Origin of the sequence: Siminovitchia fortis, assembly GCF_007681465.1 — a bacterium.
In the GTDB taxonomy this organism is placed as follows: Bacteria; Bacillota; Bacilli; order Bacillales; family Bacillaceae_C; genus Siminovitchia; species Siminovitchia fortis.
Genome location: NZ_VEKZ01000052.1, coordinates 1 through 23,297, shown reverse-complemented (window position 1 = coordinate 23,297; position 23,297 = coordinate 1). Strand labels below are relative to the sequence as shown.

Annotated in this window: 27 protein-coding genes and 1 pseudogene; 18 read left to right on the top strand and 10 right to left on the bottom strand. The window is 42.8% G+C overall.

From position 1 onward, the window contains the following. Positions 1-17 precede the first annotated feature (17 nt). Positions 18-1,139 (top strand): sensor histidine kinase, encoded by a 1,122-nt coding sequence (locus FS666_RS14850; RefSeq protein WP_120071676.1) that lies wholly within the window; start codon positions 18-20, stop codon positions 1,137-1,139. Further along, the gene (locus tag FS666_RS14845; protein ID WP_120071674.1) at positions 1,136-1,741 is read left to right on the top strand and encodes a response regulator transcription factor; all 606 of its coding nucleotides are present in this window, start codon (positions 1,136-1,138) and stop codon (positions 1,739-1,741) included. The genes FS666_RS14850 and FS666_RS14845 overlap by 4 nt, the downstream gene beginning before the upstream one ends. Positions 1,742-1,826: 85 nt before the next feature. Here FS666_RS14845 and bshB2 read toward each other — a convergent pair whose 3' ends face one another. Together bshB2 and FS666_RS14835 are read right to left on the bottom strand one after the other, a co-directional pair. Beyond that, entirely contained in the window at positions 1,827-2,510 is a 684-nt protein-coding gene (gene bshB2 / locus FS666_RS14840; protein WP_120071672.1) for a bacillithiol biosynthesis deacetylase BshB2, read from the bottom strand. Positions 2,511-2,547: 37 nt separating this feature from the next. After that, a complete protein-coding gene (locus FS666_RS14835) occupies positions 2,548-2,901 on the bottom strand; it encodes a YojF family protein (RefSeq protein WP_186306597.1) in 354 nt (117 codons plus the stop codon). A 145-nt stretch (positions 2,902-3,046) separates the two neighbouring features. Between FS666_RS14835 and FS666_RS14830 the strand changes: the two genes are divergently transcribed. Next, on the top strand, positions 3,047-3,499 hold the full coding sequence (locus FS666_RS14830) for a hypothetical protein (protein ID WP_144463439.1): 453 nt from the start codon (positions 3,047-3,049) through the stop codon (positions 3,497-3,499). 81 nt (positions 3,500-3,580) lie between these two features. Here FS666_RS14830 and pdxK read toward each other — a convergent pair whose 3' ends face one another. Together pdxK and FS666_RS14820 are read right to left on the bottom strand one after the other, a co-directional pair. Next, the gene (pdxK, locus tag FS666_RS14825; RefSeq protein WP_120071666.1) at positions 3,581-4,396 is read right to left on the bottom strand and encodes a pyridoxine/pyridoxal/pyridoxamine kinase; all 816 of its coding nucleotides are present in this window, start codon (positions 4,394-4,396) and stop codon (positions 3,581-3,583) included. A 158-nt stretch (positions 4,397-4,554) separates the two neighbouring features. Then, positions 4,555-5,133: a YdcF family protein gene (locus FS666_RS14820; RefSeq protein ID WP_144463440.1), complete on the bottom strand. Its 579-nt coding sequence runs from the start codon at positions 5,131-5,133 to the stop codon at positions 4,555-4,557. An 84-nt stretch (positions 5,134-5,217) separates the two neighbouring features. Between FS666_RS14820 and mobA the strand changes: the two genes are divergently transcribed. From mobA to FS666_RS14795, 5 genes are read left to right on the top strand one after another with little or no spacing between them, the layout of a single operon-like run. Next, positions 5,218-5,811, top strand: a complete 594-nt coding sequence (mobA, locus tag FS666_RS14815) for a molybdenum cofactor guanylyltransferase (protein WP_144463441.1) — start codon at positions 5,218-5,220, stop codon at positions 5,809-5,811. Beyond that, positions 5,801-6,265, top strand: coding sequence for a molybdenum cofactor biosynthesis protein MoaE (locus FS666_RS14810; protein ID WP_144463442.1), 465 nt, complete (start codon positions 5,801-5,803; stop codon positions 6,263-6,265). The genes mobA and FS666_RS14810 overlap by 11 nt, the downstream gene beginning before the upstream one ends. Continuing rightward, positions 6,258-6,491 carry a molybdopterin converting factor subunit 1 gene (gene moaD, locus FS666_RS14805; RefSeq protein WP_144463443.1) on the top strand — a complete coding sequence of 78 codons (234 nt, stop codon included), beginning with the start codon at positions 6,258-6,260 and terminating at the stop codon, positions 6,489-6,491. The genes FS666_RS14810 and moaD overlap by 8 nt, the downstream gene beginning before the upstream one ends. 7 nt (positions 6,492-6,498) lie before the next feature. Then, a complete protein-coding gene (locus FS666_RS14800; RefSeq protein ID WP_144463444.1) occupies positions 6,499-7,527 on the top strand; it encodes a ThiF family adenylyltransferase in 1,029 nt (342 codons plus the stop codon). 20 nt (positions 7,528-7,547) lie between these two features. Beyond that, the gene (locus tag FS666_RS14795; protein ID WP_120071655.1) at positions 7,548-8,330 is read left to right on the top strand and encodes a YhfC family intramembrane metalloprotease; all 783 of its coding nucleotides are present in this window, start codon (positions 7,548-7,550) and stop codon (positions 8,328-8,330) included. Positions 8,331-8,366: 36 nt separating this feature from the next. Here the strand turns inward: FS666_RS14795 and FS666_RS14790 are convergent, their stop codons facing one another. Then, positions 8,367-8,687, bottom strand: a complete 321-nt coding sequence (locus tag FS666_RS14790) for a YflT domain-containing protein (protein ID WP_120071653.1) — start codon at positions 8,685-8,687, stop codon at positions 8,367-8,369. 154 nt (positions 8,688-8,841) lie between these two features. Here FS666_RS14790 and FS666_RS14785 point away from each other — a divergent pair, with 154 nt between their 5' ends. The 6 genes from FS666_RS14785 to FS666_RS14760 all read left to right on the top strand — a co-directional run bounded on the left by FS666_RS14785 (position 8,842) and on the right by FS666_RS14760 (position 13,137). After that, positions 8,842-9,528, top strand: a complete 687-nt coding sequence (locus FS666_RS14785) for a uracil-DNA glycosylase (RefSeq protein ID WP_144463445.1) — start codon at positions 8,842-8,844, stop codon at positions 9,526-9,528. A gap of 178 nt (positions 9,529-9,706) precedes the next feature. Beyond that, complete coding sequence (locus tag FS666_RS14780) at positions 9,707-10,966, top strand: APC family permease (protein WP_144463446.1); 1,260 nt, start codon at positions 9,707-9,709, stop codon at positions 10,964-10,966. A gap of 3 nt (positions 10,967-10,969) precedes the next feature. Beyond that, positions 10,970-11,557, top strand: a complete 588-nt coding sequence (locus FS666_RS14775; protein ID WP_244943927.1) for a bifunctional transcriptional activator/DNA repair enzyme AdaA — start codon at positions 10,970-10,972, stop codon at positions 11,555-11,557. A 218-nt stretch (positions 11,558-11,775) separates the two neighbouring features. Next, a complete protein-coding gene (locus tag FS666_RS14770; protein ID WP_222119376.1) occupies positions 11,776-12,258 on the top strand; it encodes a methylated-DNA--[protein]-cysteine S-methyltransferase in 483 nt (160 codons plus the stop codon). Positions 12,259-12,480: 222 nt separating this feature from the next. Beyond that, positions 12,481-12,744: a DUF5327 family protein gene (locus tag FS666_RS14765; RefSeq protein ID WP_144463447.1), complete on the top strand. Its 264-nt coding sequence runs from the start codon at positions 12,481-12,483 to the stop codon at positions 12,742-12,744. Between the two features lie 21 nt (positions 12,745-12,765). Beyond that, a complete protein-coding gene (locus FS666_RS14760; protein ID WP_144463448.1) occupies positions 12,766-13,137 on the top strand; it encodes a DUF423 domain-containing protein in 372 nt (123 codons plus the stop codon). A gap of 51 nt (positions 13,138-13,188) precedes the next feature. On the opposite strand, the gene gerQ is transcribed toward FS666_RS14760, so the two are convergent. The 4 genes and pseudogenes from gerQ to hemQ all read right to left on the bottom strand — a co-directional run bounded on the left by gerQ (position 13,189) and on the right by hemQ (position 17,985). After that, positions 13,189-13,584 (bottom strand): spore coat protein GerQ, encoded by a 396-nt coding sequence (gerQ, locus tag FS666_RS14755; protein ID WP_144463451.1) that lies wholly within the window; start codon positions 13,582-13,584, stop codon positions 13,189-13,191. A gap of 537 nt (positions 13,585-14,121) precedes the next feature. After that, positions 14,122-15,352, bottom strand: a pseudogene (locus FS666_RS14750) (IS110 family RNA-guided transposase). A 463-nt stretch (positions 15,353-15,815) separates the two neighbouring features. Next, a complete protein-coding gene (locus FS666_RS14745; RefSeq protein WP_144463649.1) occupies positions 15,816-16,958 on the bottom strand; it encodes an IS110 family RNA-guided transposase in 1,143 nt (380 codons plus the stop codon). Between the two features lie 277 nt (positions 16,959-17,235). Continuing rightward, complete coding sequence (gene hemQ / locus FS666_RS14740) at positions 17,236-17,985, bottom strand: hydrogen peroxide-dependent heme synthase (RefSeq protein ID WP_144463650.1); 750 nt, start codon at positions 17,983-17,985, stop codon at positions 17,236-17,238. A 179-nt stretch (positions 17,986-18,164) separates the two neighbouring features. Between hemQ and pta the strand changes: the two genes are divergently transcribed. Both pta and lipL read left to right on the top strand, forming a co-directional pair. After that, a complete protein-coding gene (gene pta / locus FS666_RS14735; protein WP_144463651.1) occupies positions 18,165-19,145 on the top strand; it encodes a phosphate acetyltransferase in 981 nt (326 codons plus the stop codon). 23 nt (positions 19,146-19,168) lie between these two features. Next, complete coding sequence (gene lipL, locus FS666_RS14730; RefSeq protein ID WP_144463652.1) at positions 19,169-20,005, top strand: octanoyl-[GcvH]:protein N-octanoyltransferase; 837 nt, start codon at positions 19,169-19,171, stop codon at positions 20,003-20,005. Positions 20,006-20,429: 424 nt separating this feature from the next. Here the strand turns inward: lipL and FS666_RS14725 are convergent, their stop codons facing one another. After that, a complete protein-coding gene (locus tag FS666_RS14725; RefSeq protein ID WP_120071633.1) occupies positions 20,430-21,179 on the bottom strand; it encodes an RsfA family transcriptional regulator in 750 nt (249 codons plus the stop codon). A gap of 199 nt (positions 21,180-21,378) precedes the next feature. On the opposite strand from FS666_RS14725, the gene FS666_RS14720 reads away from it, so the two are divergent. Then, the gene (locus FS666_RS14720; RefSeq protein WP_144463653.1) at positions 21,379-22,680 is read left to right on the top strand and encodes an HD domain-containing protein; all 1,302 of its coding nucleotides are present in this window, start codon (positions 21,379-21,381) and stop codon (positions 22,678-22,680) included. Positions 22,681-22,723: 43 nt separating this feature from the next. Then, entirely contained in the window at positions 22,724-23,233 is a 510-nt protein-coding gene (locus tag FS666_RS14715; RefSeq protein WP_144463654.1) for a YwgA family protein, read from the top strand. Positions 23,234-23,297: the final 64 nt, after the last annotated feature.

The following is a 23,297-nucleotide window of genomic DNA, read 5'->3' as shown; positions in this document are numbered from 1 at the left end:
TTAGCCGGGGGCTGCCTATGATTCATAAAATATATCCGCGGGAACAAATATCGAACTACTTATTAATAGATACATTTGCTGTTGTTCTACTGACATTCATGGTTTTGACTTCGGAGTCGACGACGTTGATGATGAAGCTGTTGCTCCTTCTCTTTTTCTTCTTTTCATTTTATATAGCATTATGGTTTAGGGATTGGCGGCTTTTAACAGCAACGATCTTAGGTTGTGTCTCCCTTTCTTTGCTATGTATCTTCACTGAACAGCCCATTTTCCTTTTTGGCTTTATATTTGCCGATCTACTGGGGCGAGCAAATGAAAAGCTTCATATAGGAATCGGAATGCTGGCAATCGCAACAATGTTTGTAATTGTCCAATGGCATGAAACAGGATCATTGATTTCCATGAAGTCTTCTATATTCTTGCCAGTGGTGATTCTTCAGCTTCTGCTTCCAGTCATTATTTATATAAGGGAAAAAGCAAAAACATTGGAGGGAGAGCTGGATACAGCAAATCAGCAAATTGAAAGGTATATTCAGGAGGAGGAGAGACATCGAATCGCAAGAGATTTGCATGATACCCTGGGGCAAACATTAACAATGATCAAACTCAAAAGTGAGTTGGCAATTCTACTGGTTGATCAGGACGAGCAGCAAGCAAAGGCAGAACTGAATGATATTTTGGAATCATCAAGGGTTGCACTCAAACAAGTGCGAGAGCTTGTAACGGGTATGAAGTTTATCTCATTAGAAGAGGAAATTGCCCGCTCAAGAGAGCTTTTGAAAGAAGCAAATATTGAATCGAATGTAGAAGAAAAAGGGCAAAGGTTGTTAATGCCCAGTGTCGACGAAACGATGTTGGCCCTCTCTTTGCGTGAAGCAGTTACAAATATCATCAGACATAGTGGGGCTAGGAAATGTAATATCCGTTTAAAAACAGATGAAAGCCAATTTAAAATTATTATTAGAGATGATGGCGTTGGTTTAATGGGTCAATCGAGTGGAAATGGCATTCAATCGATGAAGGAACGGCTGCAAGCATTGAAAGGAACTGCCGAAATCGCCAATGCTTCAGATGGAGGTACGGTTGTTACGTTAGCTTTGCCTATCAATTCATACGGAAAGGAGAAATCAGTATTGTGATACGGGTTGTGGTTGCTGAAGACCAAAGAATGCTCAGGGGCGCACTTACCTCCTTAATAAAATTTGAGAAAGACATCGAGGTTGTGGCTGAAGTTTCCGATGGACAGCAAGCTTGGGAAGCAATACAACAATACAAGCCTGATGTTTGCCTTGCGGATATCGAAATGCCCAATATGACAGGGCTGGAGCTTGCTGAGAATCTTCGCAGTGAAGGAAATGGCTGTAAAATCATTATTGTGACAACTTACGGGCGGCCCGGTTACTTACAGAAGGCTGTGGATGCGAAGGTGGAAGGTTATTTACTTAAGGACGAACCGATTGACTATCTCATTACATCCATTCGTAAAGTGATGAATGGGGAGAGAGTGATTAGTACTGACTTGGCTGCCGCCCTTCTATTAAAAGAAGAGAGCCCCCTGACTGAACGTGAAACCGAAGTTCTTCGGTTGACAAAATCAGGACTGACAACAAGTGATATCACTAGAGAGTTATTCTTGACGAAAGGAACGGTACGCAATTATTTATCATCTGCTATTCAAAAGCTGGGAGCCGATTCAAGGCAGCAAGCGGTAAACATTGCCGTTGAAAAAGGGTGGATTTGAACATTTACAAATAAAAAAGCAGGTCCGGCAGTGGATTTGCACTGAGGGCCTGCTCTTTCATTCTATCTAGTTAACCCGGAATAGATCAGAGCACGTTATCATTCTCCCAATCATAGGTCCAAAACCGTTCCCTGAGAAAGCGTTCGGTCCAGGCGGGATCCTCCGCTGTTACATTTTCCAGCATTTCATCCATCATCCAGGCCGTCTGGGAAATGTGGGCTTTTAAAATTTCTACCTTTTTCTCCCATACATCACTTATGTCATGAACAATATCAGCTTTTCCGAGTTCGGCTTCATGATTGTTTGAAAATGCCACGAGATGAAGCTTCGGGCGTTTGTCTTTCGGCAGCCTGCGGACCGCTCTTATAACCGCCCTCGCTGTCGCTTCGTGATCAGGATGCACGGAATAATTTGGATAAAAGGAAATGATAAGCGAGGGGTTCAATTCCTCGATCAGCTTAAACACCATATTTGCCAGCTCTTCATCATTTTCAAACTCGAGGGTTTTATCACGGTAGCCCATCAGCCGTAAATCTGTAATCCCCATGATTTCAGCCGCTTTTTCAAGCTCGGCTTTCCTGATTTGGGGCAAGGTCTCCCTTGTTGCAAACGGCGGGTTTCCAAGATTCCGCGCCATTTCTCCCAGCGTCAGACACGCATAGGTAACAGGCGTTCCATTATTTATATGTTTCATGATTGTTCCCGAAACTCCAAAAGCCTCGTCATCCGGATGAGGGAAAATCACTAAAACCTGTCGTTCTTTTTCCATTGGCTTTTCGCTCCTTTTAAAAGTCTCGATCAACCTGTTATTTGAACGGTGTATCACTTATTTGCAAGGCAACTGCCAGCTTTCCTTCGAAATCGTGCCCCGCCAGCAAAAGCCTTCCCTGATCGTCAACTTCAAAGTGTGTCAGTCCTTCCGCATAAACCCAGCCGATGGGCAGCTTCAATCCGACTCTATACGGACCTTCACCTTTGATTTTTCCATGCTCGTAACAGATTTCCGCGTTGCGGATATAAGCACCAGAGGAAAAAAATGATTCGTCTTTATGTGAGGCATATGCGCCATTTGTAGTTTCCAGATGAATAAAGACATTTTTGCCCGCAAACTGATTGATCATATGCTGAACCTGCTGAACATTAATATCTTTCAAACCCATTGGCCTCCTTCGCCTTTTGAACATAGAATCATTTTACTAAAAAACATGCAGAATTACGAAAGATAGGATTTTATCGGGGATATTGCGGTTCTGCCATTATAATATGTTAAAATGGATGTACTGTATAGGAAAGGAGGTTGAAAAAATGGAGAAAAAGCTGGATCTTATTCTGGAGAAACTGGGTACGGTTGTGAATCGTTTGGATCGCCAAGATGAAACTCTGGACAGCCACACTAAAATCTTAAACAGCCATAGTAAAATTCTAAATAACCAGAGTGAAATACTGGACAGCCATAGTAAAATACTAAATAAACACAGTGAAATACTGGACAGCCACAGTAAAATACTAAACAAACACAGTGAAATATTGAAAGGTCATGACGAACAGTTAAAAAGTCACGGGGATCTGTTGCATCAGTTGATTAAAAATCTTGGAGCAACCAACGCCAAATTAAGTGAGATTGAAGAGAAGGTTGAAAAAAACAGCAAAGATATTGAGGAAATAAAAAACTCCATGGTGACACAAGCAGATTTAAAGTACTATGATCAAAAGATTTCCGAACACGACAGAGAAATCATGAAGATCAAACTTGGCTAAAAACTCCTTAGATAGCTTCAAACAAATTCCCCATAGTTTTCCAGTCAAAAACCCGGCAGAACATTCCGCCGGGTTCCCTTATTATTTTTTAAGATTTGCTGCATATTTCGTATAGGCACCATGCATGACCGGGCCGACGTATTGGTTCAGCTTCCAGCCGTGTTCAATGGCAGCTGTAACGAATTCTTTTGCTGCGGCAACAGAATCTTTGACGGATTTTCCTTTTGCCAAGTTTGCTGTAACGGCAGCGGCAAATGTACAGCCTGCGCCGTGATTGTATGTTGTATCTAATTTTTCTTTTTCCAGAAGGGTGAACTCTTGCCCATCATAGAAAAGGTCCACTGCTTTGTCGGTGTTTAAGCCTGTTCCACCTTTGATGATGACATTCTTTGCACCCAGGTCGCGGATTTTTGCCGCTGTTTCTTTCATGTCCTCGATTGTTTTAATCGGGCCCGTTTTGGCAAGCTGCCATGCTTCGAACAAATTGGGCGTCACAACAGTAGCGCGCGGCAATAACAGTTCACGCATCGCATCTGTATTTTCCGGCTGAAGAACCTCATCTTCTCCTTTGCACACCATAATCGGGTCGATGACGACGTTTGTCAAACCGTGCTCGTCTATCTTCTTGGCGCCAAGCTCGATAATGTCCACCGATCCCAGCATCCCTGTTTTCATTGCGTCAATGCCCACGGATAGGATGGTATTCAACTGTTTTTCTACGATGTTGACGTCTATAGGAAATACTTCGTGATTCCAATGATTGTCGGGATTCATCGCAACAATGGAAGTCAGTGCAGTCATACCATACACATCATTTTCTTGGAATGTTTTTAAATCTGCCTGGATGCCGGCTCCGCCGCTTGAATCAGATCCGGCAAGTGTCAATGCTTTTTTCATGTACGTGTAACTCCCTTCTGGTTTATTAAGGCTATATCAATGAAATAATTATAAACCTTCTGGTATCACTTTTACTTTTCCCGAAGCAAAGCAGGACAAACAATGCCCGGACGCAACTCCCCAAGAGCAATCAAATTTCTGTTATAATAATTTTAATCTCACTTTTGTGAAAAAGCTGTTTTTAAAAGGGCCAAGCGCTCTCTTGTTGTTAATTTCAGCCTGACAACCATAGGTGTTTCCGCTTCAACTGCATCCGTATCAAGCCCAAGTCTCCCGGCAATTTTGCGGGCTCTTGCCAGGTGATAGCCGCTCGTAATGATTGTAATGCCTTTTGTTGAGGGCGGAAGCAGCTTTGTAGAGTAAAGAATATTCTCATATGTAGATGAAGAATTTTTTTCTAAAATGAATCTGTTTTCCGGTATACCATGAGCAACGAGATAACGTTTCATTGCTTCTGCTTCTGAGACGAACTCATCAGGTCCCTGCCCGCCGGATAAAACAAGTTTTACATGGGGATGCTGCTCCGCATACTGAAGTGCAGCTTCAAGGCGGTATTGCAAGGAAAGCGATGGAGTCTCTCCATTTACTTTTGCCCCCAAAACAAGGGCGTATTCATAAGTTCCGTCAGCTTTCGGTTTTTTGCCATCGGCCATCCACCTTCCGGTAAGGATCCAGATAAACAGGCAGGCACCAAAGAAAACAGCGAGAACGCAGGCGGCTATTTTTTTCAACCTCATAAAAATCACTCGATTCTTTGTAAAGTATGTTTAGATTACAAGATTCAGTTCATTTCGTAAATAGAATTTCGGGAGGCACCTGTGTTGAACACGATTATTTTAGCCGGAGGAAAATCAAGCCGGATGGGACAGAACAAAGCGCTGATGAGAATAGGTGGAATCCGTGTCATCGACCGGATTGCGGCTGAGTTGGGGCCCGAATCCGATAGAATGATTGTTATTGCCGACGACCCTGCTCAATATGAACATATGGATGCTGTTATCCTTGAAGATGCACCTGATTTTAAAGGGCAGGGACCGCTCGCGGGAATTTATACCGGCTTGAAGGAAGCGGGAGATGGGCCTTGCCTGATTGTAGCCTGCGATATGCCGTTTGTTTCCGCCAGGCTGGGGTGTGAGCTCGTTTCAATTTTAAAAAGGAATGACAGGGATGCAGTTGTTCCCATCCACGAAGATCGCCTGCATCCGCTGTTTGCTGCGTATGATGCCCGCGCCGCCGAAACGGCAAAGGAGACGTTAATGGATGGAAAAAGATCGGTGAAGGCCTTGCTTGACCGCATAGATGTGGAATATTTTACAATACAAGGAGAGTCTGATGCCGTTTGGAACATGAATACGATGGAGGAGTACATACAGGCGGCAAAGCTGGCAGGAAGGGGAGATGGGAATGACTTGTGAAATTACGAGGGAACCGATAAAAATCGAAGATATTTATCAAAAGGTCGTCAGAAGGGAAGCGGGAGCAGTTACCACATTTGTCGGCACTGTCCGTGAATTGACACATGGCAGGAAAACGCTTCATCTTGAATATGAAGCGTATGAATCGATGGCTCTGAAAAAAATGGAGCAGATTGTGGAGGAAATAAAGGAAAAGTGGCCAGTCCTTGAAGTGGCGATGGTGCATCGGATCGGGCGTCTTGAAATTACCGACATCGCCATTGCGATTGCAGTGTCTTCTCCGCATAGGCCGGAAGCGTATGAAGCGAATCGCTATGCGCTTGAAAGAGTGAAGGAAATGGTTCCAATTTGGAAGAAAGAGCATTGGGAAGACGGGGAAAAATGGGTCGGAAACCAGCAGGGAACAAAGGCATACACAACAGGAAAACCGGAGGAAGGTGACTTACTTGAATAAGATCATGTTATTTGCCCAATTGAAAGAGGATGCGGGGAAAAGCGCGATCGAAACAAAAGCTGCTGGAAAAACAGTTGGTGAATTGCGCGATTTTCTTGAAAAAGAAACGCCATTGGGAAACTTGGACGGCATTATGATCGCTGTCAATGAAGAATTTGTAAAAGATGACTGGATCATTGGGGAGAAAGATGTTATTGCTTTGATTCCTCCGGTCAGTGGAGGTTGATGCAAAGATGGATTCACAAACCGGGCGTTATTCCAGGCAAATGCTCTTTAAGCCGATCGGACCTGAAGGACAGACAGAAATTGGTAAGAAACATGTGCTTATCGTTGGAGTGGGAGCTCTTGGAACTCACACATCCGAACTGCTTGCCAGAGCAGGAGTAAGAAAGCTGACGCTCATTGACAGGGACTATGTTGATAAGAGCAATTTGCAGCGTCAGCATCTTTTTACAGAAAAAGATGCCGAAGAACAATGGCCAAAAGCGGAAGCGGCAAAAGAGAGGCTGAAAAGCATCAACAGCCGAGTTGAAGTGGAGGCGATCGTCGGGCAGGCAGATGCTGCACTTTTGGATGGCCTGATGGAAGAGGTTGATCTTTTAGTGGACGGGACAGATAATTTCGAAACGCGGTTTCTGATGAATGACCTGGCGCAGAAATACAAAGTCCCATATTTGTTCGGCTCCTGCGTGGGAAGCTTCGGAATGGCTTTTACGATCATACCAGGCGTGACCCCCTGCCTTCAATGCCTGATCAAGAGGCTGCCCATTCAGGGGCAGACGTGCGATACAGTTGGAATCATTGCTCCGGCTGTCCAAATGGTCACCGCCCACCAAGGCGCGGAAGCGCTGAAAATTCTTTCGGGAAATATGAAAGCTGTCAGAAAAACCTATGTATCTTTTGATCTTTGGGAAAACGAATATTTATCTTTGAAAGCCGGTGCATTAAAAGATAGCGGCTGCCTGTCATGCGGAGATAGTCCGGAATATCCGTTCTTGCAATCCGGCCGGGAAATGAAGGTTGCTGTATTGTGCGGCCGGGACACAGTCCAGGTAAGGCCTGCTGAGAGCGGCATCCTCCCACTGGAACAATTGGTCAGCCAATGGCGTTCGGCAGGTCTTGAAGTCGGCGGGAATCCATTTTTGATTTCTGTCGTAAAGGATGGAACAAAGGCCGTGTTTTTTAAGGACGGCCGTGCACTGATCCACGGTACGAAAGATATGAATGAAGCCCGCAAAATCTATCATTCTCTTGTGGGATAATGAATGAAAGGAGGGGTATGTTGGTTCCTTCATTTACAATCGCATCTATCATTATCTCTCTGGCCGTTGTAGTCGGGGCACCGATCGTTTTACTTATTATCTTTAAAAAGAAATTTGATATATCCATCAAGGCAGTTTTATTTGGTGTGCTCACATTTTTCGCGTTTGCCTATATATTGGAAGGTCTTGTTCATGCCATTTTTCTGGAATGGAATAAAACCACCAAGGCACTTTTGGAAAATACATGGCTATTTATGCTGTACGGCGGATTAATGGCAGGAATTTTTGAAGAGACCGGCAGATTCATCATGATGAGATATGCATTGAAAAAGTACAGGGAATGGAAGGACGGATTGGCTTTCGGATTGGGTCACGGAGGCATCGAAGCCATTCTTATTGTGGGGATGAACAGTGTTGTCATGATCGTTCTTGCCTTTATGATCAATAACGGGACATACGATGCTTTTATCACAGGGAAAGGTGCTGAAGCATTGGCGCCCCTTCATGACCAATTGACCGGTTCGGCATCCTTCATCCAGCTCTTTGCCGGGGTTGAAAGGCTTGGCGCTTTAGCCATCCACATGGGGCTTTCCATCCTTGTCCTGTACGGAATAAAGGAAGGCAAGAAGGTTTATCTGTTGTATGCCATTCTCATCCATGCAGTCATTGATTTCCCGGCAGCGCTATATCAAAAGGGCATAATCAATATTTTTGTTGTGGAAGCTTATCTCATTCTTCTCGCTGTCGGTTTTATTGTTTGGATTGTTAAATCAAGATCATTGTTTTCTTCCGATAGAATATGAAAATCCCCCGCAGCTGCGGGGGATTCATTATGAATATTATTTTTTCGCAACCAGAACAAGCTCTCCGCCATCAAGTACCCTTTCATACTTTTCGGCTTCCTCCTTGCTCAATCCAACCGCTTCAAATTCTGAGCGGAGTTCGTCTCCTCTTTTATTGAAAATATTTTTTACAGAGTCGACCAATCCTTGTTCCGCGATGCCGACTTTGCCTGTATCCAGTGCGTCTGTCAAATCTTCCGAACGTTCCTCACCATGTGCAAACAAATAAATGTTATCCCGATCATAACCTTCGGCAGTCAATTGGTTGACGACTTCTTGGGCCTGAACGCCATTTTCGCATACTTTTACAGTGTTCATGAATACTTCCTCCTTTAAAAGTCGTTTCATTGCACCTTTTAAGGATGCGCTAGTTTATGTATATCCTGTCCATTTATAATTAAACATGGAACGGCGGCAGTTGTTTGTGAAAAATAAAGGGCAACTGGCATGATATAATGCAGAAGAAGGAGTGATGCACGTGGCCAAAAAAATATTGGAAAATGATTGGGCGCCTCTTTTGGAGGAAGAGTTTCAGAAACCATATTATTTAAGGTTAAGGGAGTTTTTAAAAAGAGAGTACACCGAAAAAACAGTTTATCCCCCGATGCATGACATTTTCAATGCGTTAAAATTCACACCCTATCATAATGTCAAGGTGGTTTTGCTTGGACAGGATCCATACCACGGTCCGGGGCAGGCGCACGGTCTCAGCTTTTCAGTAAAACCCGGAGTAAAAATCCCGCCGTCCCTTAAAAATATTTTCAAAGAATTGCACGATGATTTAGGTTGCCGCATTCCGAACAATGGCTGTCTCGTGAAATGGGCCAACGAAGGGGTCCTGCTTTTGAACACGGTTTTGACAGTGAGAGCCGGCGAAGCACATTCGCATAGAGGCAAAGGATGGGAGATCTTCACAGATAAAGTGATTTCCTTGATCAATGAACGGGAAACGCCTGTCATTTTTATTTTGTGGGGGAAACCTGCGCAGGAAAAAATTCGTTTAATAAATACAGCGAAACATACGATTATCAAGTCCCCGCACCCAAGTCCATTTTCAGCGAACAGGGGATTTTTCGGCAGCCGTCCATTTTCCAAAACAAATGAGCAGCTTTTGGAATGGGGTGAAAAGCCGATCGATTGGCAGATTCCGGATCTTTGATTAAGTCGGTGTCTACTAAAATCATTTTTTTGCAACCGTTGAACCAATATAGTTGAGTAGAAATTGAGTTAGGTAAGGAATATTAAGATATTTGAAACCTCGACTAATTAAACCGCAAGAAAAACGATGAATCCCCCTCTGCATCGTTGATAAGGTTGTTATGAAAGAGGGGGGAGTTATGGAAAAAAGAGCAATTGGATTATATGAAGGCGTTGCTTTGTATATTTCCGCCATTCTGGGTTCGGGTGTTCTATTTTTATCTGGCGTGACCGCTTCTATAGCGGGCCCCGCATCCTTACTATCTTGGTTGATCGTAATATTAATTAGTTTTCCGCTGGCATACTCATTTGCTTGTTTGGCGCGTGAGTACCCGGACGCCGGGGGTGCTGCAACATTTGTACGGCTTTCCTTTGGGTATCATTTTGGGAATATTATAGGGTGGTTCTACTTTGTGACTGCCGCTATTGGGCAAACCATTGTATCTTTGACGGGCGCTTTTTATGTAAGCCAGGCCTTTGGCTTTTCAGATTCGGAGAGAACCTTTATAGCAGTAATTATTTTAATCATCGCAGGGCTAGCAAATTATAATGGTGTTGAAGTAAGTGGTAAAGTAGCCCTCATTATTAGCGCATGCTTACTTCTTTTATTAATAATGGCAGTATTAGTGTCAATTCCCGCTATAAGATGGAGACATTTCACTCCATTTATGCCGGAAGGATGGTGCTCAATCGGTAAAGCTGCAACAGTCATATTTTGGGCTTTTTTCGGATGGGAGGCTATTTGTAATTTGGCCAACCATTTCAAGGATCGGGAAAAAAATATTGTAAGAAGCACGATGATCAGTGCTTTTACTATAAGCATACTGTTTTTGTCATTAAGCTTTGTTACGATAGGAACCGCAATGTACGGCGGTATTGAGAGTAACCTTTCTCCTATTGGCGTCATAATGGGAAATTCAATAGGAGTGGGTGCGCAGATTGTTACAGCAATCCTGGCATTTATTGTTTGTATTGGAACATCCAATGCATTTGTAGCCAGTTTGACCCACCTTGGATATTCATTAAGTAGGGATGGTGCTTTTCCAAAAAAACTTTCGGTCTTGCAATCAACTAAACAAATTCCCAGGCGCATGGTGATTTTTGTCATTAGTTTTGCAACAGCGGGAGTCATAGTTACAGCATCCTTGTCCGTGAATTTTGATGATATTTTATTTATACCGACCTCACTAGGGATATTTGTATATATTTTTTCAATGGCAGCAGGGGTCAAACTTTTTACAAAAAGAACATTGCCTTGGTGGTGCTCATTAATATCACTGATCCTTTGCTTACTCGTTTTGCCGTTTTTCCAATTATATATTTTTGTTCCGGTAATAGTTGTCGCCTTGTATGCTATTTACATGATCTCTGATAAAAGATTTTTCCGGGGCAGGTGTTAAAAAATGAAAACGTCGAATGTTCTTTCCGAAGCAGCCATGTGGGAAGCGACAGTCACATGTAACCCTGAATATGATGGGAAGTTTTTTTATGCAATAAAGACAACAGGAATTTATTGTAGGCCATCTTGTAGGTCCAAAACCCCAAGGTATAAAAATGTATCATTTTTTAAAAATGCCGTCGAAGCCCAAAAAGCAGGATATCGTCCTTGTAAGAGGTGCCGGCCTGATCTGAAATTACAAAGTTATGATCCATTAGAATCGATAATAGAAGATACTAAAGAAATCATTGAAAATAAGTATTGGAAAAACATACATTTAAATACTTTGGCAGAAGAGGTGGGGGTTAGCCGCTTCCATTTAAATCGGATATTTAAAAACAGGACCGGATATACGCCCCGTATGTATTTAGAGAAAATAAGAATCCAAAAGGCCAAAGAATTGCTTAATACAACAAAATTGAGCAGTACGGATATTGGCTTTCAAATAGGATATCAAAGTATTTCAAGTTTTTATAACGCGTTTAAACGTTGTACTGGACTTTCACCTAGAGAATTTCAGGCTGCTTGCGCAAAAACAAAAGGTGATGTTTGAAGTGAAACCAGAGAATATAGAAAGGCAGCTTTATATTATTTGGATGTATCCGATTTAAATGTTTTTATTAAAATCGAATTAGCAAGTGACTCTTTGTCCATTCGCCTTTCATGATAGCGTAAAAAACATCTGGGGTACGTCAATGGAATAGGTACCAAGACGATCGTATCAAACTTGAAAAAGGTTCACTCCAAAGAAAATGGAAAGGATGTCCAAATATGATTTATGAAGAATGCGATACTAAAATCGGTCGCCTGAGATTCATTTTTAAAGAAAACGACGGTGCACTTCAACGTATCCTGTTAACCGATGACCTTTGGCACTCCAACTATGCTGGCCGCGTCATGAAAAGAAGCAATGAGTTAGGAAAGCCCGTGTGCCGCCAAATACAGGAATATTTGAATGGAGATCGACTGCAATTCAACTTGCCGTTCGAATTAGTGGGCACTCCTTTTCAAAAGCAGATATGGCAGGCGCTGCAAACAATTCCCTATGGACAAACAAAATCCTATTCCGAAATTGCGGATTCCATCGGAAGGCCAAAAGCTGCACGGGCGGTAGGGTATGCCAATGCGCTCAATCCCTTACCATTGCTTTTCCCTTGTCACCGCGTTATCGGCAAAAATAAAACCCTGACCGGATATGCGGGCGGGATCGAAATGAAAAAACAATTGCTGCAGATTGAAGGCGCTATTATCTAATTTTAATGGATATCGTAAAATTTGACTCTGAGAGATGACAATGTGTTGAATTGTTCCAATGTATGTCCATCTTTTAAACTGAAGCTATCGATATTGAGAGAATAATCTTACCTGCTGAAAGAGCAGGAATGTAATTTCAGCCTAACGATGGTATGATGTTTATTGAACTATGCTAATTTTGCGTTTAGAAGTAAACGAAAAAGAAAGGCTGGAGCTTGCGTCATGCATATTACATATGAAGATCTTATCGCAAAGATGGAATCCGAACTCAAAAAGGCAAAAGAATCCAAGGATCATGAACAGAGACGCGGCCATTTATTTGCAGTCAAAGCGCTTGCAGAATTAACATTGGACACAAGGAAAGAAATTCAGGAGGAGCAGCCGCAATTATTAAAGGAGCATGAGGAGGGACCGGAAAAATTGTCTCCCTCAATCGGGAAGCATTATGAAAGCCACGATGGCGGCGATTCGATTTTTGATTTTTAACAGAAAAAAGAGGGTGTTGTGATGAAACTGTTTATCATCATTGGGGCAATCAACGCATTCCTTGCAGTCGCACTTGGAGCGTTTGGCGCTCACGGGCTGGAAGGGAAGGTTGAACCGAAATACCTGGAAACCTGGGAAACAGGGGTCAAATACCAGATGTACCACGCTCTCGGGTTGATTGCAATCGGAATTATTTCAGGAAATGTATCTCCCGGGTCCTTGCTGAGCTGGTCCGGATGGCTGATGCTTATTGGAATTATTTTATTCTCCGGAAGTCTCTATGTGCTGACATTGTCGGGGGTCAAAGTGCTTGGGGCCATCACGCCGTTTGGGGGCGTCGCATTCCTCGTATCTTGGGTGTTGTTGATTGTATTTGCAGCAAAACATTTATAAACGGGAAAAACCTCATCCGAATAGGAATGAGGTTTTTTCGGGGCTGGATGCTTAACGAGGAGCATACCTCGCAACGGTACCTGGAAAATGATACTCATAATCTATTGGCTCGCTGAAAATTACATAATCCACATAAACCATCGGAATCAAATATCTGTTTCCTGTTTGTGGATCACTTAGAATCAAGTGGTCACGCCCTGCTGCTTCGATTACCCCTTTGAAGATCTTCGCGTTCCATTCTCTGTTGTTTTCAAATGTTGTAAAGACTTCAACAAGCTTTCCTTTGTTTAACCGAAGAATATTTTCGATATATGATTCTTCGATTGGCAGCATGCCGGGTACGTTAATTCCGCCTTTTGACCCAGCTACCCCAGCAGGAGGCTGCATTGGTGGAGCGGGATATGCGGGCTGCATTCCATAATAAGGATTTTGCTGCGCATATGGCATTTGGCCTTGCGGATAAAAGCCGGCTGGCTGCTGTGGATTAGGATTATTTGTTTTAGCCAAAACATTTCCTCCTTCGCAGATAATGAACTTGACCAAAATAGGTTCACTCTACTTTTCATGTTTATGCGAAAGGAGAATGGGTTATGCTCATGCAGGCAAAATAAAAAATCCTCCTGATCTTGAGGAGGATTCGAAATTTTATCGGGATTAAGAAACGAGCACTTTCACTTTTCTTACCAGTAAAGAAATTTAAATAAAACGAAAAATTGTATTTATATAATGATGTTAAATGTCCAGCTCCAGCGCCTATCGACTAGCAGACTTCGCGCCTCCTCCTACGATAAGTCAACATCGGCTCCTTCGTCGCCGTGTTTCCTTTATCTCATTGCGGAATGCTCCAGTTTGTACGTCGCTAAACGGGCGCTTGCGCTTTTTGTATGAAAACTTCCTTGGCAGAAGGCAATACTTAATAAAGCCCTCTATCCCCAATTTTTTTTGAAAGGGCTATATATGGTTTTTATTTAGTAATGAGATAGCTTAAGCGGATTGCTGCCCTGATAAAGCGATTGTATACCCCTTCTTTTTAAGATATTCGATCATTTTTAATTCTTTATCCTTTTGCTTTTGGCGAACATAATCAGGTCCTAGTTCCTGATAGGGTTCTCCTGTCTTTAATATATTGTAAGCAATGGTTAAAATTAAATGTGCTGATGCAACTTGTGCTTTCTTTTTACCCTGTCGCTTAGTAATTCTCTTTCGATGAGACGTGATGCGATTATTTTGTCTTGTGGTAGCCAGTGCGCATTCTACGGCAATTGTTCTTAAAGCTTTATTTCCATGTGTGATTTTGCTCGTTTTTTTTACCAGCACTTTCGTAATTTCCAGGACTTACACCAGCCCAAGAGGCAAGATGCTTTGATGATTTAAACACTGACATATCTACTCCCATTTCAGCGATAAATGTTGCGGCGGCAGCTTTGTTCACCCCGGGAATTGTATCTAGTAATTCGGTTTCCTTGCGATAAGGAATAAGTAACTGATCAATCTGGGCTTCTACCTTGCTGATTGACTTTTCCAAATACGTAATATGGTCCCAATGAAGGCTTAACATTTCCCGATGGTGAAGACGGATTCGGCCATTAAGGGCTTCGGCGATATCTGATATGCTTGCTTTTGTTCTGCCATCCACCATTCGTTGAAGATCACTAATTTCGATTTTTTCACCGTTAATGAGTGCTTCCAAAATACGTCGGCCTGAAACACCGAAGATATCTGTTAAAACGGAAGTAAGTTTGATATTGGCATCCTGGAGAATTTTGTGAATTCGATTCCGTTCTGAAGTACGGGATTGAATAAGCTTTTTTCGATAACGTGTTAAATCTCGTAAATCTCTAATATCTTCTGGTGGAACAAAGTTACTTTCAATTAGTCCAGCTCGCAATAATTTGGCAAGCCATTCTGCATCTTTTACATTCGTTTTACGCCCAGGTACATTTTTTACATGTTTGGCATTGGCAAGAATAAGTTGGAAGTCATTCTCTAAAATATTCCATACTGGTTTCCAATAAACTCCCGTGCTTTCCATGACTATGTCAGTCACCTGGAGAGATGTTAACCAATCATTTAAGGACAACAACCCGGAGGTTGAAGTAGAAAAGGTTTTAATTTCCTTTTTTGGTTTTTTATCTAAGGGTCCGTATAACGCACAAGCTACTACTGTCTCTTGGTGTACATCTAGGCCTGCACACCGTTCAATCATTGCCTCCATAGTAGAATCACCTCATTGAAATAATTAACAATACATATGACAGGAAGAAATGTTGCTAAAAATTTTGTATACGTGCTTAGGCACATTAGATGGTTCTTCAAGGCTGTCATAACCAGTTTTCTGTACAGGGTACCTTTAATAAAAGTCCACCAAAAAAGCACCAGCCTGGTTGTATTGTTAAGAATCATTATAGTCAAAGGTTCAATAGGTTTAGACTCCCCTATGGGTGAGGTCTCTTTTCATTGTAGATGGTGGTAACGAGGAACGAGTCACCATGAAAGTTTTCTGTGAAAATAAAATGGGGAGAAGGCAAGACTACGGCTTAAAACTATTCTGGAACTTGGGTTTTGGGTGGGAGGATTAGCACTAAAAACGCCTATTTACAAAAAACGGCAATAGGAAATTAAGGGTATGTTTTTTGATTTTTTAAAAAATCATACCCCGAAAAAAGTTATGCTTGAAATTACCCTGCTAATCTTGGTTCAGAGAAGGGCTGTTTATTTATTAACAATGTATAAATAATCCTTATAACCTTGTGTGCGATTGCTTGTAATGCTTTTTTCTTGCCTCGTCTTGCGGAAAGGGCCCAGAATACTGATGACATGGATGTATCTTTCGATCGTGAAATAGCCCAGGCTACTTCACAAAGAGCAGATTTTATATGTGGGTTTCCTTGAACATTTTTAGCTCCTTTTTTTTTACCGGCACTTTCGTTATTTCCTGGGGATACTCCTGCCCACGAAGCTAAGTGCCTAGATGAAGGAAATTGATTCATATCTGTGCCGATTTCCGCAATAATACAAGCAACAGTATGCTTTTTTACTCCTGGTATAGTTAATAAAATTTCTTTTTCTTCTTGGTAAGACTGGAGAAGGGTCTCAATTTTTTGCTCTAAGTCATCAATTGATTTTTCTAGGAACTCTATATGGTTCCAGGAACATTTAATCATAAACAATTGATGTTCATCTAGTGTTCCAAAAAGGGATTCAGAAATAGTATCCGCCTTCTTTCGTAAAGAATGGTGAATATTGGCATCCACATCACTTCTGTCAATAAACCCTTTTTCGACTAATTGATTTAAAAGTCTACGTCCTGAAACACCGAAAATATCGGAAATTACAGACCCAAGTTTTATGTTGGATACCTCAAGTACTTTTGAAATTCTGTTTTTTTCGGCGGTTAAGTTCCCTATCCATTTTTTGCGAAGCCGGGTTAAATCACGTAATTGTCGAAGATCTTGTGATGGAACAAAGCTTTTCTCAATTAATCCATGACGCAGAAGTTTAGCAATCCACTCTGCATCCGATACGTCTGTTTTACGTCCAGGGACGTTTTTGATTCGTTGGGCATTGGCCAAGGTAATATCGAAATAGCCTTCCAGGATGTTATAGACAGGCTTCCAATAGATACCCGTACTTTCCATGGCGATGTGGGTAATTTCCTTTTCCTCTAGCCATTTCAATAATTCAAACAGGCTTTTGGTTAGGGTTGGAAAAGTCTTGATTTCTTTTTGGATGCTTTCATCATCAGAGCTAGTTAAGGCACAGACAACAATCTCTTTTTGATGAACATCCAATCCAGCACAATGTGTTAATAAAATGTCCAAAAAAATAACCTCCAAAATAATGTCTATGGAAAGTGGAATAAGCTTGGTCAAACAGCATTTTTCTGTACGTGATCATCCTCAAACAAACGAAGAGTCGACATCGGGGTGTACACAAGGCAAATTCCAAACAGTTTCTTACACAGGGTAGAACCACCACAAAAGCGCACGTAAAATTACTCTCCATAGCATTAGTCAGTATGGGTAAATGGACAAAATGAGAAACCCGGGACAAATTAATTTTCATCCCGGGGTGTGAGTGTAAAATCATGTGTGTTTCTTACACATGTAAAAACCGGTCAATACCACTGTCTTCCAACAGATGGCCTACGAAAAATTCTCCGAATTCGCCGTAACGGGCGCTGACTTCATCAAAACGCATTTCGTAGACAAGCTTTTTGAATTGGAGTACGTCATCGGCAAAGAGGGTCACACCCCACTCGTAATCATCGAATCCGACGGAACCGGTGATGATCTGTTTGACTTTGCCCGCATATTGCCGTCCGATCATTCCGTGGCTGTACATGAGGTCTTTCCGTTCTTCCATTGAGAGCATGTACCAGTTATCGTTGCCTTCACGACGCTTATCCATCGGGTAAAAGCATACATACTCCGTTTTGGGAAGAATCGGATATAGACGGGAACGGACATATTGATTTTCATATGGGTCTTCATCGGAATCGCCGGCAAGATAGCTGCTCAACTCCACCACGGATACATATGAATAGGCTGGAAGTGTATAATCTGCAATTGTCAGCTTGTTGAATTCATTTTCGAGTTCATTCAGTTCCCGCATTGTCGGACGAAGAATCATCAACATAAAGTCAGCTTTTTGGCCGACAACCGTATAAAGGGCATGGCTTCCCTCTTTTCTGTCTTGGGTTTCGTCAAGCTTTGCCAGATATTGCTTGAATTCATGAATGGCTGCCTGCCGCTCATCAGCAGTCAACATTTTCCATGCCGTCCAATTGATTGTCCGGAAATCATGAAGTGCATACCAACCATCCAGTGTTTGTGCCGGTTCACTCACAACAATCACTCCTATACAATTTCATTCTTTTATTACTATAGCACAGTTTATCCATAACCTCCTTTTTCAACCCAATTGTTAAAAAATATGACACGAAAGGTAAACGTTGGGCTCGGGCAATAAAATATGAGATAATTTCAATAAGAATATTTGTGCCTTGGAAAAACGGGGGTGGCTGTATGGATAACTTGTTTGATGAGCTGAAAAGAAAAGTATCGGGGTGGGACCGGAAAATTGTTTTTCCTGAATCGGCAGATTCCCGCGTTCTTTCTGCAGCAGGAAGGCTTGCGGATGAAGATGTGCTGACGCCTGTTTTAATCGGCAATATGGAAGTTGTTCAGGACCGGGCTCGTGACTTAAAGGTTTCTTTGGATAAAATGGAAATATATGATCCTGATGTCTATATCGGAATGGATGAAATGATCCAGGCATTCGTTGAGCGCAGAAAAGGAAAGGTGACAGAGGGAGAAGCAGCTGAAATTCTATTGGATCCGAATTATTTTGGAACCATGCTTGTATACCTTAACAAAGCACACGGTCTTGTAAGCGGAGCGGCACATTCAACTGCGGACACTGTCCGGCCCGCACTTCAAATTATTAAAATGAAAGAGGGAATCGGTAAAACATCCGGTGCATTCTTGATGGTAAAAGGGGAAGAGAAGTATGTTTTTGCCGACTGTGCCATTAATATTGCCCCGGACAGCCAGGATTTGGCGGAAATAGCCATTGAAGCTGCCAAAACTGCCCGAATGTTTGATATCGAACCGAGGGTGGCCATGCTCAGCTTCTCTACAAGAGGATCGGCAGTTTCGGAAGAAACCGAAAAGGTATCGGATGCTGTAAAAATGGCAAAGGAAATCGACCCTGACCTTATACTTGACGGTGAATTTCAATTTGACGCAGCTTTCGTTCCATCTGTCGCCCGAAAGAAGGCGCCGGAATCGGACATACAGGGGGATGCGAATGTTTTTGTTTTTCCCAGCCTGGAGGCAGGGAATATCGGCTATAAAATTGCACAGCGATTAGGGGAGTATGAAGCGGTCGGGCCCATCCTGCAAGGATTGAATTCGCCTGTGAACGATCTTTCACGGGGATGCAGCGAAGAAAACGTGTATCATTTATCTCTCATAACTGCCATGCAATCCATACAGATGAAATAATTGGAGAAAAAGAGGAACAGCCAATGGACGAAAATCAATCACTTTTACATCAGGAGAAATGGCGGATCATTGATCAGTCAAATCCCAATCCGCAATTTCATGCGCTTCAATCCTTTGCGATTGATGATACGCTCTGTCAATCGGTCGGAAGCGGCTGCTCCCCTGCTGTTGCGAGAACATGGGTTCATTTGCGGACAGTCGTCCTGGGCATCCAAGATACAAAATTGCCTGCACTTCAGTCCGGACTGGACTTTTTGGAAAAAAATAAAGTGGACTCGATTGTCCGAAACTCGGGCGGCCTTGCGGTCCTGCTCGATGAAGGGGTGCTCAATATATCCTTGATTTTTCCTGATACGGAAAAGGGGATCGACATTAACCGGGGCTATGACACGATGTTTGAACTTGTCCGGCTCATGTTCGAGGATTTCAATTGCCATATAGAAGCACGCGAAATTGCCGGGTCCTATTGCCCCGGAAGCTACGATTTGAGCATCAACGGTAAAAAGTTTGCAGGAATTTCTCAGCGACGGATACGAAAAGGCGTGGCAGTCCAGGTATATCTCTGTGTGAACGGAAGCGGGCAGGAGCGGGCTGAAATGGTCCGGGAGTTTTATGAGCGTGCCAGGTTTCATGATTCTCATAGAGTCGTTTTCCCGGAAGTGCATCCCGAAGTGATGGCTTCGCTGTCCGAATTGCTTAAAGTACAATTAACCATCCAGGAAACCGTGCTTCGATTTTTAAAAGTACTGAAGGGTGTCAGCGGTGAAATATATACAAGCCAGCTTCAGGGAAATGAGCTGGAACTATATCCGGTCCACTATGAGCGGATGATTGAACGAAATAAAAGGGTATTTGCATAGTGAGGCCCGGCATTCAAATAAAATGCCGGGGCCTCTATATTTGAAGCGCTTTGAGGGCGCTTGTAACATCGGGCAGCGCCCCTAAGCAGCCGTTTTCCGCATTTCTTATGTCTAGCTACAGGCGCCAGCGACTAGCAGACTTCCTCCTTCTAATGTGCTCCTGCGGCGCAGCATATTCGATGAGGTTAAGCTCACCTCGTCGCAAAGCTGCACGAAGTTAACTCAATGAAGTATCACACGAAGTCATCCCAAGTAGTAGCTTTCCTACGATAAGTCAACATCGGCTCCGACGGACAGGACGTCCTAGTGCAGGCGAAGCGACAGGACGTCGCTGCTTGAGCCTGCCTTCGTCGCCGTGTTTCCTTTATCTCGTCAGAAGTCGTCCAGTCTGTACGTCGCTAAACGGCGCCATCCGCATTTCTTATCACTCCGCCAATTTTTCCAAGTTACCATTCCGGTCCATTTTAAATGTGGAGGCCGGGCGCTCTTCTTCGTCAAACAGTACAAGCTTTCTTGCACGGTTCAAGATTTTCATTAGTGTCTCGTAGTCTTCCTGCATTGTTTCAGAGCTGTCCTCGAGTTCTTCGATCTTTGCTTTCAGTTGTTTATTTTCTTCTAATAAATCATTTACTTCTTTTTTCAATCTCTCATTCTCACTTCTTAAGATGTCCGTATTAAATTGTGAATTGTGAAGCTGCTGAAGATAGGCGATGACTTGCCCCAGGTTTAGTTCAGTCGAATTCTGACTCTCTGCGAAAGAAGGTAATAGTGTACCAGCTTCAGATGCGAATTCGGCCATAAGGTTGTCATTGCTGTTTTCCGCAGGCATTTCCAGCTCTGCGTTGTCATTGCCGCTCTCTAGCATAGGAGCCTGTATATCCTGTATTGACGGAACCGGCGGTTGATAAAGTAGCTTTTTCTTTCCGCCTTGATCCTTTCCAAGCAGACGCTGTCTTTGTTTGCGTTGCTTCTTGGCTAAATCGAGTGCCTTCTCATATTGCTGGCGAACAACTGCATTCCATCTGAACCCGCACGCTGCAGAGGTCCGATTCAATCTGTCACCTACTTCTTCAAATGCATTCAGTTGTGTGCTGCCTTCGCGGACATGTCGCAGTACTGTTTCAGCTAACAGCAGATCATTTTCTTCTGTCCAGGCATCCTGGCGTGTTTTCATATGAATCAACTCCCTTTTTTTAAAAGTCATTAATCAAAGGATGCACAAACCAATCATTTTTTATACCAATATGGCAAAAATTGATAGTTTTTCATGTGATCATGGATTCTTCAGGTGTAAAAAACGGCCGGACCTTTTCTTTCTTTCACCGTGGAAAGCCGGTATAATATAAAGATGATAGATAGGAAGAGGGAAGCTGATGATTGATTCCAGCATCAAATTAAGTGAGGAAAAAGTATTTAAAGACCCTGTCCATGGATATGTCCACGTCAGAGACAAGCTCATCTGGGATCTCATCGGTACGAGGGAATTTCAGCGGCTTCGACGGATTAAACAGCTGGGAACAACATATTTGACTTTCCATGGAGCCGAGCACAGCCGATTCAGCCATTCGTTAGGCGTGTATGAGATTGTCAGGCAGATCATCGACGAAGTGTTTGAAGGGCAGCCTGATTGGAATGGTAATGAGAGGATGCTTTCCCTTTGTGCTGCGCTATTACATGATTTGGGACATGGTCCGTTTTCCCATTCCTTTGAAAAAGTATTTGATCTTGACCATGAGCAGTTTACAAAAAAAATTATCCTCGAAGATACGGAAGTGAATAGGGTTCTTCGATCGGTCAGCCCTGATTTTCCGCAAAGGGTGGCTGAAGTGATCAGCAAGACTTATCATGACAAGCTGGTGGTCAGCCTGATTTCCAGCCAGATTGATGCGGATCGGATGGATTATTTGCAGAGGGACGCCTATTTTACCGGTGTCAGCTACGGCCACTTCGATATGCAGCGGATCATGCGTGTCATGAGGCCAAAAGAGGATCATGTCGTTTTTAAATCGAGCGGCATGCATGCGGTGGAAGATTATATCATGAGCCGTTACCAAATGTACTGGCAAGTATATTTCCATCCCGTCACCCGCAGCGCGGAAGTGATTTTAACGAAAATCCTACAGCGTGTAAAAGCTTTATTTCGTGCTGATTATCCTTTTAAAAAAGAGCCTGACCATTTCAGGTCATTATTTGAAGGCAACGTGACTCTTCAAGATTATTTAAAGCTGGATGAACCGGTGATTTTATTTTATTTCCATATGTGGGAAGAGGAAGAGGACCTTATTCTGCGTGATTTGTGCAGGAGATTTATGGACCGCCACCTGTTTAAATATGTGGAATTTGATCCTGCCGGGCAATACAGGACATTGAGGGAGCTTGAGGAATTATTCCGGGATGCAGGGATCGATCCCGAGTATTATCTGGCTGTTGATTCTTCGTCTGATTTGCCTTATGATTTTTATCGACCGGGAGAGGAAGAAGAGAGGCTTCCGATCCATTTATTGATGCCAAACGGGGAGCTTTCCGAACTTTCAAGGGAATCGGCGATCGTTCAGGCCATTTCCGGAAAAAGAAGGACGGATCATAAACTGTATTATCCGGAAGATATTCTGCTGGATGATTCGGGTAACCGGGGACTAAAGCAACAAATTCTTTCCATTCTGAAAAAATTTTAACCTATCCATTGAAAAAATAGATAGCGGGGGTTGAGCAACAGTTATGCTGCATGATCATCAAAAACTAATGAGTGTCTTTGCTCTGGCAGGGGAAATCACTGGAAGAAAAAAGCTGCAAAAAATGGTCTTTATCGCAAAAAAAATGAAATTTCCCTTTCAGGAAAAGTTTGAATTTCATTTTTACGGCCCGTACTCGGAAGAGTTGACATTACGGGTTGAAGAATTATGCAATTTTGGATTTATTGAAGAGGTGAAAGAAGATAAGGGCGGTTACAGCCAATACCGCTACACCATCACTTCTGCCGGGTGCGAATTCTTTGAATCGGAACCTATCGATATCCCCCAATTAAAAGAATGCCTGATCAATATGAATGAGCAGAGTTCCCGCTTTCTTGAACTTGTATCAACAGTCCTGTATTTTGAGGATCTTGCCAAAGAAGAAGTCATAGAAAAAGTGGCGGAACTGAAAAGAAAGCAAAATTATTCCGCAGAGGAAATCGACGAAGCGTATCAATACATTGAAACATTAAAAAAGACAGCTTTTTCGCATTAACTCCCGACTTTAACAGTTAAATTGAATAAAACAGGCTGAGAACATTGATTTAATCAAGTTTTCA